This is a genomic window from Xanthomonas sp. NCPPB 3582, assembly GCF_041475735.2.
In the GTDB taxonomy this organism is placed as follows: domain Bacteria; phylum Pseudomonadota; class Gammaproteobacteria; order Xanthomonadales; family Xanthomonadaceae; genus Xanthomonas; species Xanthomonas codiaei.
The window spans coordinates 4,658,111-4,671,810 of record NZ_CM192968.1; the positions used below are offsets into that span (position 1 = coordinate 4,658,111).

The 13,700-nt window shown below is 66.6% G+C and carries 12 protein-coding genes; 8 read left to right on the plus strand and 4 right to left on the minus strand.

The features are described from left to right. Nucleotides 1-2: 2 nt before the first annotated feature. From ACCQ05_RS19770 to glpK, 7 genes are all read left to right on the plus strand, one after another. Nucleotides 3-1,079 (plus strand): aromatic ring-hydroxylating dioxygenase subunit alpha, encoded by a 1,077-nt coding sequence (locus ACCQ05_RS19770; RefSeq protein ID WP_104543187.1) that lies wholly within the window; start codon nucleotides 3-5, stop codon nucleotides 1,077-1,079. Between the two features lie 22 nt (nucleotides 1,080-1,101). Further along, nucleotides 1,102-1,905, plus strand: a complete 804-nt coding sequence (locus ACCQ05_RS19775; RefSeq protein ID WP_372392200.1) for a GntR family transcriptional regulator — start codon at nucleotides 1,102-1,104, stop codon at nucleotides 1,903-1,905. Beyond that, nucleotides 1,898-2,881 carry a PDR/VanB family oxidoreductase gene (locus ACCQ05_RS19780; protein ID WP_104543238.1) on the plus strand — a complete coding sequence of 328 codons (984 nt, stop codon included), beginning with the start codon at nucleotides 1,898-1,900 and terminating at the stop codon, nucleotides 2,879-2,881. The genes ACCQ05_RS19775 and ACCQ05_RS19780 overlap by 8 nt, the downstream gene beginning before the upstream one ends. A gap of 139 nt (nucleotides 2,882-3,020) precedes the next feature. Then, nucleotides 3,021-3,848, plus strand: a complete 828-nt coding sequence (locus ACCQ05_RS19785) for a DeoR/GlpR family DNA-binding transcription regulator (RefSeq protein WP_372392201.1) — start codon at nucleotides 3,021-3,023, stop codon at nucleotides 3,846-3,848. A gap of 286 nt (nucleotides 3,849-4,134) precedes the next feature. Beyond that, entirely contained in the window at nucleotides 4,135-5,649 is a 1,515-nt protein-coding gene (glpD, locus tag ACCQ05_RS19790) for a glycerol-3-phosphate dehydrogenase (RefSeq protein WP_372392202.1), read from the plus strand. Between the two features lie 179 nt (nucleotides 5,650-5,828). After that, nucleotides 5,829-6,650 (plus strand): MIP/aquaporin family protein, encoded by an 822-nt coding sequence (locus ACCQ05_RS19795; RefSeq protein WP_372392203.1) that lies wholly within the window; start codon nucleotides 5,829-5,831, stop codon nucleotides 6,648-6,650. A 132-nt stretch (nucleotides 6,651-6,782) separates the two neighbouring features. Then, a complete protein-coding gene (glpK, locus tag ACCQ05_RS19800) occupies nucleotides 6,783-8,282 on the plus strand; it encodes a glycerol kinase GlpK (protein ID WP_372392204.1) in 1,500 nt (499 codons plus the stop codon). Between the two features lie 123 nt (nucleotides 8,283-8,405). Here the strand turns inward: glpK and ACCQ05_RS19805 are convergent, their stop codons facing one another. After that, complete coding sequence (locus ACCQ05_RS19805) at nucleotides 8,406-8,918, minus strand: nuclear transport factor 2 family protein (RefSeq protein ID WP_104543199.1); 513 nt, start codon at nucleotides 8,916-8,918, stop codon at nucleotides 8,406-8,408. A 213-nt stretch (nucleotides 8,919-9,131) separates the two neighbouring features. Next, entirely contained in the window at nucleotides 9,132-10,319 is a 1,188-nt protein-coding gene (gene pobA, locus ACCQ05_RS19810; RefSeq protein WP_372392205.1) for a 4-hydroxybenzoate 3-monooxygenase, read from the minus strand. 93 nt (nucleotides 10,320-10,412) lie between these two features. On the opposite strand from pobA, the gene ACCQ05_RS19815 reads away from it, so the two are divergent. Then, nucleotides 10,413-11,309 (plus strand): helix-turn-helix domain-containing protein, encoded by an 897-nt coding sequence (locus ACCQ05_RS19815; RefSeq protein ID WP_372392207.1) that lies wholly within the window; start codon nucleotides 10,413-10,415, stop codon nucleotides 11,307-11,309. A gap of 84 nt (nucleotides 11,310-11,393) precedes the next feature. Here ACCQ05_RS19815 and ACCQ05_RS19820 read toward each other — a convergent pair whose 3' ends face one another. Together ACCQ05_RS19820 and ACCQ05_RS19825 are read right to left on the minus strand one after the other, a co-directional pair. After that, on the minus strand, nucleotides 11,394-12,875 hold the full coding sequence (locus tag ACCQ05_RS19820; RefSeq protein ID WP_372392208.1) for a benzaldehyde dehydrogenase: 1,482 nt from the start codon (nucleotides 12,873-12,875) through the stop codon (nucleotides 11,394-11,396). Nucleotides 12,876-12,924: 49 nt separating this feature from the next. Further along, the gene (locus ACCQ05_RS19825; protein ID WP_104543207.1) at nucleotides 12,925-13,692 is read right to left on the minus strand and encodes a coniferyl-alcohol dehydrogenase; all 768 of its coding nucleotides are present in this window, start codon (nucleotides 13,690-13,692) and stop codon (nucleotides 12,925-12,927) included. Nucleotides 13,693-13,700 lie beyond the last annotated feature (8 nt).

A 13,700-nucleotide genomic window follows, 5' to 3' on the forward strand; every position in this document is an offset into this window, starting at 1 on the left:
TCATGTCCCAGTCCAAGCCGCTGTTCCCCCTCAATGCGTGGTACGCCGTCGCCTGGGACCACGAGATCAAGCATGCACTCACCCCGCGCAAGGTCTGCAAGCTGGACGTGGTGCTCTACCGCAGCACAGCCGGGGCGGTGGTGGCGCTGGAAGACGCCTGCTGGCACCGCCTGGTGCCGCTGTCGATGGGCAAGCTGCGCGGCGATGACGTGGTCTGCGGGTACCACGGGCTGGTCTACAACACCCAGGGCCGCTGCGTGCACATGCCGTCGCAGGAAACCATCAATCCCTCTGCCTGCGTGCGCAGTTTTCCGGTGGCCGAGAAGCACCGCTACGTATGGATCTGGCCGGGCGACCCGGCCAAGGCCGACACCGCACTGATCCCGGATCTGCACTGGGCGCACGACCCGGCCTGGGCCGGCGATGGCCGCACCATCTACGCCAAGTGCGACTACCGGCTGGTGCTGGACAACCTGATGGACCTGACCCACGAGACCTTCGTGCACGGCTCGAGCATCGGTCAGGACGAAATTGCCGAAGCGCCGTTCGACGTGGTGCATGGCGATCGCTCGGTGGTGGTGTCGCGCTGGATGCGCAACATCGACGCGCCGCCGTTCTGGGCCAGCCAGATCGCACGCCATCTCGATTACCGCGGCAAGGTGGATCGCTGGCAGATCATCCGCTTCGAAGCGCCCGGCACCATCGCCATCGATGTCGGCGTGGCCATCGCCGGCACCGGCGCGCCGGAGGGCGACCGCAGCCAGGGCGTCAACGGCTACGTGCTCAACACCATCACCCCGGAGACCGATACCACCTGCCATTACTTCTGGGCGTTCATGCGCAACTACGCGCTGCATGACCAGTCGTTGACCACGCTCACGCGCGCCGGCGTCACCGGCGTGTTCGGCGAGGACGAGGCGGTGCTGGAGGCGCAGCAACGCGCCATCGATGCGCACCCGGACCATACCTTCTACAACCTCAACGTCGATGCCGGCGGCATGTGGGCGCGGCGGGTGATCGACCGCATGATCGCGCACGAACTGCGCGCACAGGACCTGTCGCTGCGCATGGTGGGCTGAGCGCATTGCGCAGGAGATCAGCATGCCCCCGACCACTCCGTTCCACAGCAGCGCCGGGCAGACCACCCGCGCGCTGCTCACGCTGCGCGAACTGATCCTGGATGGCACCCTGCCCGCCGGAACGCGGCTGTCCGAACTGGCCGTGGTGCAACGCCTGGGCATGTCGCGCACGCCGGTGCGCGCGGCACTGCAGCGGCTGTGCGAAGAAGGCCTGGCCAGCGCCTTGCCGGGTGGCGGTTATGCGGTGCAGGCCTTCAGCGAACGCGATGTGCACGATGCGATCGAACTGCGCGGCACGCTCGAAGGCTTGGCCGCACGCATCGCCGCCGAGCGCGGTGTGTCGGCCGCGCAGCTGGCCCAGGCACGCGCGTTGCTGAGCGAGATCGACACCATCATCGGTGCGCCACGCCAGGGCGTCGACTTCTCGGCCTACGTGCAGGCCAACGCGCGCTTCCATGCCCTGCTGATGGCGATGGCCGGCAGCGATGTGCTCGAACGTACGCTGACGCGCGTGGTGCAGCTGCCGTTCGCCTCTCCCAATGGCCTGGTCATGGCGCAGACCAGCGATGCCGATGCGCGGGTCATCCTGACCCTGGCGCAGGAGCAGCATCGCGAAGCGATCGCCGCCATCGAACAGCGCCAGGGCAGCCGCGCCGAAGCGCTGATGCGCGAACACGCGCGTCTGGCCCATCGCAATCTCCGCCACCTGTTGCAAACCCCTGCGGCGGTCAGCCAGGTGCGCGGCGGCGCCCTGATCGGCCGCGCCCATGCATCCACCGCCGGCACCGACCGGCCTGCCCTTCTGCCTGGAGCCCCTCATGCGTAAAGACACCCAGTGGCATCGCGCCCATGTCGTCAGCGTTGCCGACGCCTGCCAGGGCGTGCGCGAAATCGTGCTCGATCCGGGCCCGGCCGCACGCAGCTTCGAGGTGGGCAGCCATCTGGATTTCCGCGTGCGGCTGCATGGCCGCGACGATGTGCGCTCGTACTCGCTGGTCGGCGAGCCACGCAAGGACGGGCATTACCGCATCGCCGTGCGGCAGATGCCCGACAGCCGCGGCGGCTCGCTGCACATGTGGTCGCTGCAGCCCGGCGACGTGGTGGAGATGTCGCCGCCCAGCAACAACTTCGCGCTGGATGAAAGCGGCGAGGAGATCCTGCTGATCGCCGGCGGTATCGGCATCACGCCCATCCTGGGCATGGCGCAGCGGTTGGCGCAGCGTCACCCCGCCTTCCGCCTGCTCTACGTCGGCCGCACGCGCAGTGCGATGGCCTACGTGGATGAACTGGAAGAACTGCTCGGCGAGCGCCTGCACCTGCATTGCGACGACAGCGCCGGCCCGGTCGACCTGGCCGCCGCCCTGGAGCCGCTCTCGCCCAACGCCGAGGTGTATGTCTGTGGGCCGCTGGGCATGCTGGAGGCGGTCCGCCAATGCTGGCATGCGGCCGGGCGGCCGCGCGCGCGGCTGCATTTCGAAACCTTCGGCAACAGCGGCCGAGTGCCGGCGCAGGCGTTCGTGGTCAAGCTGCCCGGGCTCGGCCTGGAGGTGCCGGTGGCGGAAAACGAATCCATGCTCGATGCGCTGGCCGATGCCGGCGTCGAGCTGATCGCCGAATGTCGGCGGGGCGAATGCGGCCTGTGTGCGGTGGAGGTGCTGGATACCGCAGCCGACATCGATCACCGCGACGTCTTCTTCAGCGACGAACAACGCCGCGAGAACCGCAAGCTGTGCGCCTGCGTGTCGCGTGCGGTGGGCGGCAGCATCAGCATCGATACCGGCTATCGCGGCGAGCTGGGCTGACAGCCGTGGCCAGCGCGTGCGCCGGCAGTGGACTGGCGCACGCGCTGGTCGGGGCCGCAGGCGCCGACAGCGCACCATCGCACCGATCAGCCCGCTCGATCGGCGCTCGGCCGATCGCCGTGTTTGCATCCTCACGCGCATGCGCGATCATCTGTGCATGGAGTCGACTCACTACAGGACTGTCCCGGCGCCGGCCTTGAACCCGCGCCAGGAGCAATTGGTGGCGCTGGTGCGGCAGCAGGGCTTTGCCGAGGTCGAAGGGCTGGCAACGCGCTTCGAGGTCACCCCGCAAACCATCCGCCGCGACCTGACCCTACTCTGCGACGCCGGCGTGCTGCGCCGCTATCACGGCGGCGTCAGCATGCCCTCGAGCGTGGAGAACCTGGCCTATACCGCGCGCAAGGCGCTGCAGGCCAGCGAGAAGCAGCACATCGCCGCGCAGGTGGCGCGTTTCATTCCCGACGATGCCTCGCTGTTCATCAACCTCGGCACCACCAACGAGGAAGTGGCGCGCGCACTGCTGCAGCATCGCGGCCTGCGCGTGATCACCAACAACCTCAACGTGGCGGTGATGCTCAGCGCCAACCCCAGCTGCGAGGTGATCGTGGCCGGCGGCGTGGTGCGCGGACGCGACCAGGGCGTGACCGGCGAGGCCACGGTGGAACTGATCCGCCAGTTCAAGGTGGACTTCGGGGTGATCGGCATTTCCGGCATCGATCTGGACGGCACCTTGCTGGACTTCGACTACCAGGAAGTGCGCGTGGCCCAGGCCATCATCGAGCACTCGCGCCAGGTACTGCTGGCCGCCGACCACAGCAAGTTCGGGCGCAATGCCATGGTGCGGCTGGGCGCGCTCGCCCAGGTGCACGACTGGTTCACCGACCGCGACCCGCCACAGGAGCTGGCCGGGGTGCTGGAAGAGGCCGGCACGCGGGTGCATGTGGCGGGTAAGAACGGCGCTACCTAGAGAGACCGGCATCGCCCCGGCGTGGCGCTGTCGATGCGCGCGGGCCGCCTAGCGGCTGAAGCCCAATGCCATGTTCGTTTTTGTGCGTTTTGGCATGGGGACGGCGCTACCTTGAGTATATCAATAGGCCTGGAAAATCTTATCTAGATTTTTGATAGCCTTGAAATTCCCATATCTCGCTATCGACAGGCGATTCAGTTCTTCACGCGCCCGCAAGGTGCTATGTTCGAATATGTTCGAACATGACAACTTGGGTTCGCTATCGCGAATCTGGACGGAGACCCCGATGAGCGAGACGTACGATCTTCTGGTGGTAGGCGGCGGCATCAACGGGGTTGGCATCGCCCGCGATGCGGCCGGGCGCGGTTTGTCGGTGTGCCTGTGCGAGCAGGACGACCTGGCCGCGCACACCAGCAGCGCCAGCACCAAGCTCATCCACGGCGGCCTGCGGTATCTGGAACAGTACGAATTCGCCCTGGTCGGCAAGGCGCTGGCCGAGCGCGAAGTGCTGCTGCGGCTGGCACCGCACATCATCTGGCCGCTGCGCTTCCTGTTGCCGCACCAGCCGCATCTGCGCCCGGCCTGGATGATCCGCGCCGGTCTGTTCCTGTACGACCACCTGGGCGGCAGCAAGCGAAGCCTGCCGCGCTCGCGCCGGCTGTCGCTACGCACGCATCCGGTCGGCGCGCCATTGCAGGAATCGTTGCGCACCGGCTTCGTGTATTCCGATGCCTGGGTGCAGGACGCCCGCCTGGTGGTGCTCAATGCGATGGATGCCGCCAGGCGGGGCGCGCAGATCCACACCCGCACCCGCTGCGTCGGCGCCTGGCGCGATGCCGGATTCTGGTACGCCGAACTCGAAGACCGCCAGGGCCGCCGCCGCACCGTGCAGGCGCGCGCCCTGGCCAATGCGGCCGGCCCATGGGCGGTAGCGTTCCTGGACAAGGTGGCCGCGGTACCGCACCAGCACGCATTGCGCCTGGTCAAGGGTAGTCACATCGTGGTGCCCAAGCTGTTCGATCACGACCACGCCTACATCTTCCAGCAACCGGACCGCCGCATCGTGTTTGCCATTCCCTACGAGCACGACTTCACCCTGATCGGCACCACCGATGTCGACTATGAAGCCGACCCTGCCGCGCCCAGGATCGATGCGGCCGAAGTGCAGTACCTGTGCGATGCGGCAAACCTGTATTTCCAGCAGCAGATCGGTCCACAGGACGTGGTCTGGAACTACAGCGGCGTGCGTCCGCTGTTGGACGATGCGCAGGACAATGCCGCCGAGGTCACGCGCGACTATCAACTGGAAGTGGTCAACGACGGCGCGCCGTTGCTCAACGTGTTCGGCGGCAAGCTGACCACCTATCGCAAGCTGGCCGAAGAAGCGGTCGACCGGATCACGCAGGCCCTGGGGACCCGCAAGCCGGCGTGGACCGCGCGCGGCGATGCGCTGCCCGGCGGCGAGCAGCGCGACATCGCCAGTCTGCTCGAGCGGGTGCGCACTGCGCGTCCCTGGTTGCCTGCCGCTACCGCGCAGCGCCTGGTGCGCAACTACGGCACCTGCGCCGAGCAGCTGCTGGGCGATGCCAAGGACCTCGCCAGCCTGGGCACCCACTTCGGTGCGGACCTGTACCAGGCCGAGGTGGACTACCTGCGGCAGCACGAATGGGCGCAAAGCGCAGACGATATCCTGTGGCGTCGCAGCAAACTTGGCCTGCGCATCGATGCAGACGGCCGCCAGCGCCTGGAGGCGTATCTGCAGATGCAGCCGGTGCCGGCCATCGACACCGCCGCCGCTTGAAAACACACCGCGTTGCCGGCGAGGACGGGTCGTCCGGCAACGTATCCTGGCGCACTGCCGGCATCATGACGATCCATGTGGAGGGCACACCCGATGAGCACCAAGCAATTTCCCTGCGCGCCAAGGCGTGCATCGCGCCCGCTTGCGCACAACCGTGACTGCGACGCGGGACTGCCCGCATGAACCGTCAGCTCGTGGGTGAGTTGATTTCCGAAGCGGTGGCGATGTTCATCATCATCGCGCTGGGCGATTCGGTCGCGGCGATGTATGTGCTGTACGACCCAAGCCCTTATCAGAACGCCTACTGGGGAGTGTGCATCGCCTGGGGCCTGGCGGTCACGCTGGCGATCTACGTCACCGGCGCGGTCTCCGGTACGCATGCCAATCCGGCCGTGACCCTGGCGCTGGCGCTGTTCCGCGATTTTTCCTGGAAGAAGGTGCTGCCGTACTGGATCGCGCAGGTGATCGGTGCATTCCTGGGCGCGGCCATCGTCTACCAGCTCTACGGGCCGGTGATCGATCACTACAACCAGGTGCAGCAGCTCACCCGCGAAGCCGGCGGTGCCGCCGGCGTGTTCTTCACCGCGCCGGGTCTGGCGGTCACGCCGATGCATGCCCTGGTCGACCAGATCATCATGACCGCGTTCCTGATCTTCGGCATCTTCGCCATCACCGAGCGCTTCAACGAAGCCGCACCCGGCGCCAACTCGGGCGCGTTGATGATCGGCCTGCTGGTCGCCACGCTGGGTGCCTCGATGGGATATCTGGAAGCCTGGGCGATGAATCCGGCACGCGATTTCGGGCCGCGTCTGTTCGCCTACTTCGCAGGCTGGGGCGAAGCCGCCCTGCCGGCCAAGGATAACTACTGGTGGGTGCCAATCGTCGGGCCGTTGATCGGCGGGCCGATCGGCGCATTGGCGTACCAGTGGCTGATTCTGCCGTTCCTCCCCGCACGTGTGCGGCACCTGCAGGGCGACACGCCGCCGCTGGATCCGCGCTGACCGCCGCGCCTTGCCGCACGCCCGACCGCATGCACGGATCGCCGCCGCCGGCGCGCCATTCGTGCAGCGTCACCCAGTTGCACCGACCACTCTCGCCGTGCGCCAACGCCGGCATTGTTTGAGGAATCTTCGATGGAAAAGCAATACGTCCTGGCGATCGATCAAGGCACCACCAGCTCGCGCGCGATGTTGTTCGATCGCCAGGGCAAGGTGGCCGGCGTGGCGCAGCGCGAATTCGGACAGATCTTTCCGCAGCCGGGCTGGGTGGAACACAACCCGCGCGAGATCATGACCAGCGTCTACACCACCATCACCGAGCTGCTCAACAACGCGCAGATCGATGCGCGCGCGATCTCCGGTATCGGCATCACCAACCAGCGCGAAACCGCGGTGGTGTGGGACAAGGCCACCGGCCAACCGATCTACAACGCCATCGTCTGGCAATCGCGTCAGACCAAGGACATCTGCACCCAGCTCAAAGAAGCCGGGCACGAGCAGATGGTGCGCGACAAGACCGGGCTGCTGATCGATGCGTATTTTTCCGGCACCAAGGTCAAATGGATCCTCGACCATGTGGAAGGCGCCCGTGAGCGCGCGCGCAACGGTGAGCTGGCCTTCGGCACCATCGACAGCTGGCTGATCTGGAACCTCACCGGCGGCAAGGTACATGTGACCGATTACACCAATGCCTCGCGCACCATGATGTTCAACATCCATACCCTGGAGTGGGATGCTGAGCTGCTTAAGATGCTGGATGTGCCGGCGCAGATGCTGCCGGAGGTGCGCTCCTCCAGCGAGGTCTATGGCACGACCCAGACCCAGTACTTCTATGGCGAACAGGTGCCGATCGCCGGCATTGCCGGCGACCAGCAGGCAGCGTTGTTCGGCCAGGCCTGTTTCGAGCCGGGCATGGCCAAGAACACCTATGGCACCGGGTGTTTCATGCTGATGAACACCGGCGACAAGGCGGTGGCCTCCAAGGCCGGCTTGCTCACCACCATTGCCTGGGGCATCGACGGCAAGGTGGAATATGCGCTGGAAGGGGCGATCTTCGTCGCCGGTTCGGTAGTGCAGTGGTTGCGCGATGGCCTGCGCATGCTCGGTAAGGCCAGCGACTCGCAGGCCTATGCCGAGCGCGCCGGCGACAACGATGGCGTGTATCTGGTGCCGGCCTTCGTCGGCCTGGGCGCGCCCTACTGGCGCAGCGATATCCGCGGCGCGGTGTTCGGCCTGACCCGCGGCACCAGCAAGGAACACTTCGTGCGCGCGGCGGTGGAGTCGATGGCCTACCAGACCCGCGACGTGCTCACCGCGATGCAGAGCGATTCGGGCATCGAATTGAAGGAACTGCGCGCCGACGGTGGCGCCATTGCCAACGACTTCATGGCGCAGTTCCAGAGCGACATCCTCAATGTGCCGGTGCTGCGCCCGGAAGTGGCCGAAACCACCGCACTGGGTGCGGCCTATCTGGCGGGTCTTGCAACCGGGTTCTGGAGCAGCCGCGAGGAAATCGCCAAGCAATGGGCGGTGGATCGTCGTTTCGAACCGGCCATGGCCGAGGACAAGCGCGAGCAGCTGTATGCCGGTTGGCAGCAGGCGGTGGAAGCGACGATGGGCTTCAAGATCAGCTGACCCGCTCTGGCCGCAAGGCTTGCAGTGAACGTCTCATCTTGCGCGATCTGGCACGGCAGCTATGCCGCCATCACGCGCATGACGCTGGCCTGCGGTGACGCAGGCCAGCGCCGTTTCAAGCGCTTACTGGCCGCCCGTGCTTGCCCGGCCGGCGATGGTGTCCGGATCCCAGTGTTCCTTGATCAGGCCCTTCTCGATGCGGAACATGTCGAACCACGTAGTGGTGTAGGTCTTGCCGGGATTACGCGGGTCCGGCAGCGTGCGCACCGACACCAGCGTGACCAGGTCATGGTCGGCGGTGATCGCCACCAACGGCAGTTGCACCCGCGGCTGTACCTTGGTCGGCGGCACAAAGGCTGTCAGGAAGGCGATGAATGCATCGCGCCCATTGGCCACATTCGGATTGTGCTGGATGTAGTTCTTGTCCATGTACATCGGCGCGTACTGCACCTGGCCTGCCTCGAACACGATGCGCCAGAAGTCGTAGACCAGACGCTTGTTGGCGGTTTCGTACCAGTTGGAGCCGATCAGCAACTTTTCGTGGTTGGGGTTGGCGGTCACCGCAGTCTGCGCAAACGCAGCCACGGGTGCGAGCAGCATGATCAATACCAGGGCGCGAGAGACGAATTTCTTCATGGGTCACTCCAGGGATGAAGCGGTCCGTGCGCTTGCAGGGGTGTCGGCGTACGGCACCGCAGTTGGGGGAATGACGCGTCCTTGCTTACGCATACTGCTACGCGTCGGGACAACCCTACCCAGCACGTCCGCGCGTACGCTAGCCACCCGAAAGTGCACCTGGGCACCTCGAAAATTCCAGGTGATCAAATGATTACCCTGTGCGGCGCACCCTCAGGGGTCGGGAAGGCCGACCATCGGCAGGCCCGCATAGTTCTCGGCAATGGTCGCGCGCCCGGCCTCGCTGCCCAGCAGGTACGCAAGCTCGGCCTGGCGGAGGCGCGCCGTAAAGGGATCTTCGTCATCGAAGGTGTGCAGCAGCGTGGTCATCCACCACGAAAAACGCTCGGCCTTCCACACCCGCTGCAGCGCCAGCGCCGAATATTGCTGCAAGACGTCGGCATTACCAGAGACCTTCCAGCGCGCGAACAGTTGCGCGAGCAGGCCCACATCGGCCAGCGCCAGATTCAGTCCCTTGGCACCGGTGGGCGGCACGATATGCGCGGCATCACCGGCCAGGAACAGGCGCCCGTACTGCATCGGCTCGACCACGAAGCTGCGCAACGGCGCAATGCTCTTCTTGATCGAGGGACCGGTGACCAGGGAGTGCGCCAGCGCAGCCGGCAGCCGTGCCCGCAATGCATCCCAGAAGGCCTGGTCGCTCCATGCCTCCACGCGTGCGTCGGCCGGCACTTGGACGTAGTAGCGCGTGCGCGTAGGCGAGCGCATCGAACACAGCGCAAATCCCAGGCGATGGCGTGCGTAGATCAGCTCGTCGTGCACCGGCGGGGTGTCGGCAAGCACGCCAAGCCAACCGAACGGGTACACCCGCTCGTACAGGCGCAGACGGTCGGCAGGGATGCTCGCGCGGCTGACGCCATGGAAGCCGTCGCAGCCGACCACGTAATCGCAATCGACCCGCAGCCGTGCGCCGTCGTGGCTGAATTCCACGCTGGGCGCGGTGCTGTCGACTGCCTGCAATCTGACATCGTGCGCGCTGTAGTAGCTGGGCGCGCCACTGTCCCGACGCGCCTGCATCAGATCGGCCGTGAGCTCGGTCTGGCCATACACGGTGACCCCGCGCCCGCAGCCGCGCAACAGGTCGATCCGCTCGCGCTGCCCGTCGTACAGCAGGTCGAAGCCGTGGTGTATCAGGCCTTCGCGCTGCACGCGCGCTCCGACCCCGGCGCGCTGCAGCAAGTCCACGCTGCCCTGTTCCAGGACACCGGCGCGGATGCGCGCCATCACATGCTCCGGTGTCTGCCGCTCGATCACCAGCGTATCGATGCCGACGCGCTGCAGCAGCTGGCCCAGCAGCAGGCCGGAAGGGCCGGCACCGATGATCGCAACCTGGGTTCGCATGAAGCGCTCCTGCCAAGAACCAGGCTCGCAGTGTCGGTAGCCAACCGCGGCCATTGAAGGGATGATTGCGTGCAGTGCTTGGACTTTTCGACGATGCCCACACGCGCGCGCCAGACCGCTGCAACCACCGCCGTTCCCGCATTCGGCCTGTACGGCGAGCAGCACGCCGATCCACCGGAGCTGCTGCATTGGGAATCGATCGCCGCACGCAGCCGATTGCACGACTGGCAGATCGACCCGCATCGGCACGAAGACCTGGCGCAACTGCTGTACGTGCAGCGCGGGCCGGCAACGCTGCAACTGGATGGGCTGACACGGCGCCTGCATGGCGCCACCGTGGTGTGGCTGCCGCCGCTATGCGTACACGGATTCGCGTTCGACCCGCGGGTGCGCGGGCACATCATCACCTTGTGCATGCCGCTGGTGCGCAGCGCGCTGGACACGGCACCCGCGCTGCAGCCGGGCCTGGCACGGCCGGCGGTGCTGCTCGCCAGTGGATCGCGCAGACTGCTCGACGTGCTGTTCGACAGCATTGCCAACGATCATGCGCACCAGCGTATGGGACACGCAGCCGCACTGCAGGCGGCTGCGGCGCACCTGGTGATCTGGACCGCACGCACGGCCTTGCAAGGCCTGCACGAAGAGGCGGAGGCCAGCCCGCAGGCAGACCCGGCGCTGCGCCACCTGCGCGCCTACCGGGCATCGATCGACCAGCACTATCGTGCGCACTGGCCGATCTCCCGCTACGCCGACCAGTTGGGCCTGACCCCGGGCCATCTGAACGCACTGTGCCGACGCCTGGCCAATGCATCGGCGCTGGAGCTGCTGCAACGCCGGATCATGCTCGAAGCCCGCCGCAGCCTGCGCTACACCAGCCTGAGCGTGCAGCAGATCGCCGCCACGCTTGGATTTTTCGATGCAGCCTATTTCAGCCGCTACTTCGCGCGGCATGCAGGGTGTTCGCCAACGCGTTTTCGCGCTGGCGAGTGACTACGCTCGTCGTGCGACTGCGTGCGATGGATAGGAGTGCGAAGGCGCCGGCCTGGCGATGACGCCAGACCTGCGCCCGGACGCTCAGAACGGGTACTGCGGCACCTCGCTCTTGACCGTCAGCCACTGCCAATGCGTGTACTGCTCCCAATCGGCCGGGCCGCCAACGCTGGTGCCGTTGCCGGATGCCCCGGTGCCGCCGAACGGGTTGATCACCTCGTCGGCCACGGTCTGGTCGTTGATGTGCAGCAGGCCGGTGTGCAGGCGTTCGCCGAGCGCCATCGCCCGCGACACCGACGCGGACAGGATGCCCGCCGCCAGGCCGTACTCGCCGTGGTTGGCCAGTTCGGCGGCTTCTTCGTCGGTGTCGAACACGCTGATGTTGACCACCGGCCCGAACACTTCCTCGTCGAACGCGCGCATGCCCGGCCGCACGTTGGACAGCACGGTGGCGGCATAGAACAGCCCCTCATTGGTGCCGCCAGCTTCCACGACCGCACCGGCAGCCACGCTGTCGCTAACGATATCGATGATGCGTTGCAGCTGGCGCTGGTCGATGATGGGCCCCAGCGCCACCGTGCCGCTGACCGGGTCGCCGACCGGCAGATGCCGCGCCTTGTCGGCCAACCGCTGGATCAAGGCCTGGGCCACGTTACGCTGGACCAGCACCCGGCCGGTGGCCATGCAGATCTGGCCCTGGTGCAGGTAGGCACCGAAGGCGATCGCCGATGCGGCGCGGTCCAGATCGGCGTCGTCGAGCACGATCACGGCATTGTTGCCACCCAATTCCAATGCCACTTTCTTCAGGTGTCGCCCGGCGATCTCGCCGATACGGCGGCCGGCAGCGGTAGAGCCGGTGAAGGCGATCATCGGGATATCCGGCGCCTCCACCAGCGCCTGACCGATCTGCGCATCGCCGTGCAGCACGTGCAGCAGGCCCTTGGGCAAGCCGGCTTCTTCCAGTACCTGCGCGATGATCACGCCACCGGTGTACGGAGTGCGCGGATCCGGCTTGAGGATCACCGCATTGCCCATCGCCAGTGCCGGCGCCACCGAGCGCAGCGACAGGATCAGCGGGAAGTTGAACGGCGAAATCACCGCGATCACGCCCAGCGGCAGATGCCGGGCAAGGCTGAGTTGGCCGGCGGCGGTTGGCAGCACCTGGCCCACCGCCTGCAGCGGCAGGCCGGCGGCCTGTTGATAGAACACCACCGCCTCATCCACTTCGCGCTGGGCCTTGGGCAGGATGCCGCCGGTTTCGCGCGCAATCAGCAACGCGGCTTCGGCGCTGCGGGCCTGCATGACCTGTGCAGCGCGATGGAAGATCGCGGCGCGCTCGCGCGGCGGGGTGGCGGCCCAGGCGCGCTGCGCCTGCTTGGCCTGTGCCACGGCGGCCGCTACATCGTCCAGGTCGGCCTTGCTGACCTCGTGCAACAAGCCACCGGTCGCCGGCTCATGGATCGGCAAGCTGCCGCCGTGGCCCGGCACCCACTCGCCATTGAAGATGCAGCCGTGCCACGCGGGCGTATCGGTCGCAGCGACCGCTGCGCTGGAAAGAGCATTCATGGTCTAGCCTCCTGCTAAAACAGTTGGGGAGAGTGACGGGTGGGAGGAACTACAGCGTGGTCGATGCCAGCCCGCCATCGACCGGCAGGGTGATGCCGTTGATCCAGCGCGCCGCATCCGATGCCAGGAACACGATGGCGTCGGCCACCTCGTCGGCATACGCCGGGCGGGTCATGCGCTTGGCATCTTCCTTGACGCGCTCCTCGCCCAGCATCGCGGCGAAGTCGCCCAGGATCGGGGTGAACACCGGCCCGGGAGACACGTTGTTGACGCGGATGCCGCGCTCGGCAAACCACGGCCGCGATTGCAGCAACGTCCACACGATCAAGGCTTCCTTGAAATACTGGTAGCAGGTGTCGTGGGCGACCGGATGCGCAGCCAGCCAGGCGGTGCCGGCCTGGAAACTGTCGGCGGCGGCCAGCTGCTTGTGCAACTCCAGCCGCTGCGGCCACTCTGCGCCAAGGATCGAGGCGACGTTGATGATGGCACCGCCCGAGACGATGCGCGGCAGCAGCGCCTGGCTCAGATGGCGCAGGCCCAGGTAATTGACGCGTGCCACCACATCCAGCGGCACGGTGCCGGGTACACCGGCCACGTTGGCCAAGGCATCGATCCGCTCCGGCAAGGCGGCGACCAATGCGTCGATGGACGCCGGGTCGCCCAGGTCGGCCTGATGAAAGCCGTGCAGGGTCATCTGCACCGGCGAGCGATCCACCCCGATCACCGTGGCGCCATGAAACCGCGCAAGCCGTGCGACCTCCGCGCCGATGCCCGACGCCACACCGGTCACCACGATCGTCTTGTTCTGCAAATTCATTGCCACCC

Excerpts from the sequence above, each read along its gene's own strand:
- glpD (WP_372392202.1), top strand. The coding sequence starts at position 4,135 with ATGAGCGAGACGTACGATCTTCTGGTGGTAGGCGGCGGCATCAACGGG.
- ACCQ05_RS19770 (WP_104543187.1), top strand. The coding sequence starts at position 3 with ATGTCCCAGTCCAAGCCGCTGTTCCCCCTCAATGCGTGGTACGCCGTC.
- ACCQ05_RS19815 (WP_372392207.1), top strand. The coding sequence starts at position 10,413 with ATGCCCACACGCGCGCGCCAGACCGCTGCAACCACCGCCGTTCCCGCA.
- ACCQ05_RS19805 (WP_104543199.1), bottom strand. The coding sequence starts at position 8,918 with ATGAAGAAATTCGTCTCTCGCGCCCTGGTATTGATCATGCTGCTCGCA.
- ACCQ05_RS19785 (WP_372392201.1), top strand. The coding sequence starts at position 3,021 with ATGCGCGATCATCTGTGCATGGAGTCGACTCACTACAGGACTGTCCCG.
- ACCQ05_RS19780 (WP_104543238.1), top strand. The coding sequence starts at position 1,898 with ATGCGTAAAGACACCCAGTGGCATCGCGCCCATGTCGTCAGCGTTGCC.
- glpK (WP_372392204.1), top strand. The coding sequence starts at position 6,783 with ATGGAAAAGCAATACGTCCTGGCGATCGATCAAGGCACCACCAGCTCG.
- ACCQ05_RS19775 (WP_372392200.1), top strand. The coding sequence starts at position 1,102 with ATGCCCCCGACCACTCCGTTCCACAGCAGCGCCGGGCAGACCACCCGC.
- ACCQ05_RS19795 (WP_372392203.1), top strand. The coding sequence starts at position 5,829 with ATGAACCGTCAGCTCGTGGGTGAGTTGATTTCCGAAGCGGTGGCGATG.
- ACCQ05_RS19825 (WP_104543207.1), bottom strand. The coding sequence starts at position 13,692 with ATGAATTTGCAGAACAAGACGATCGTGGTGACCGGTGTGGCGTCGGGC.
- ACCQ05_RS19820 (WP_372392208.1), bottom strand. The coding sequence starts at position 12,875 with ATGAATGCTCTTTCCAGCGCAGCGGTCGCTGCGACCGATACGCCCGCG.
- pobA (WP_372392205.1), bottom strand. The coding sequence starts at position 10,319 with ATGCGAACCCAGGTTGCGATCATCGGTGCCGGCCCTTCCGGCCTGCTG.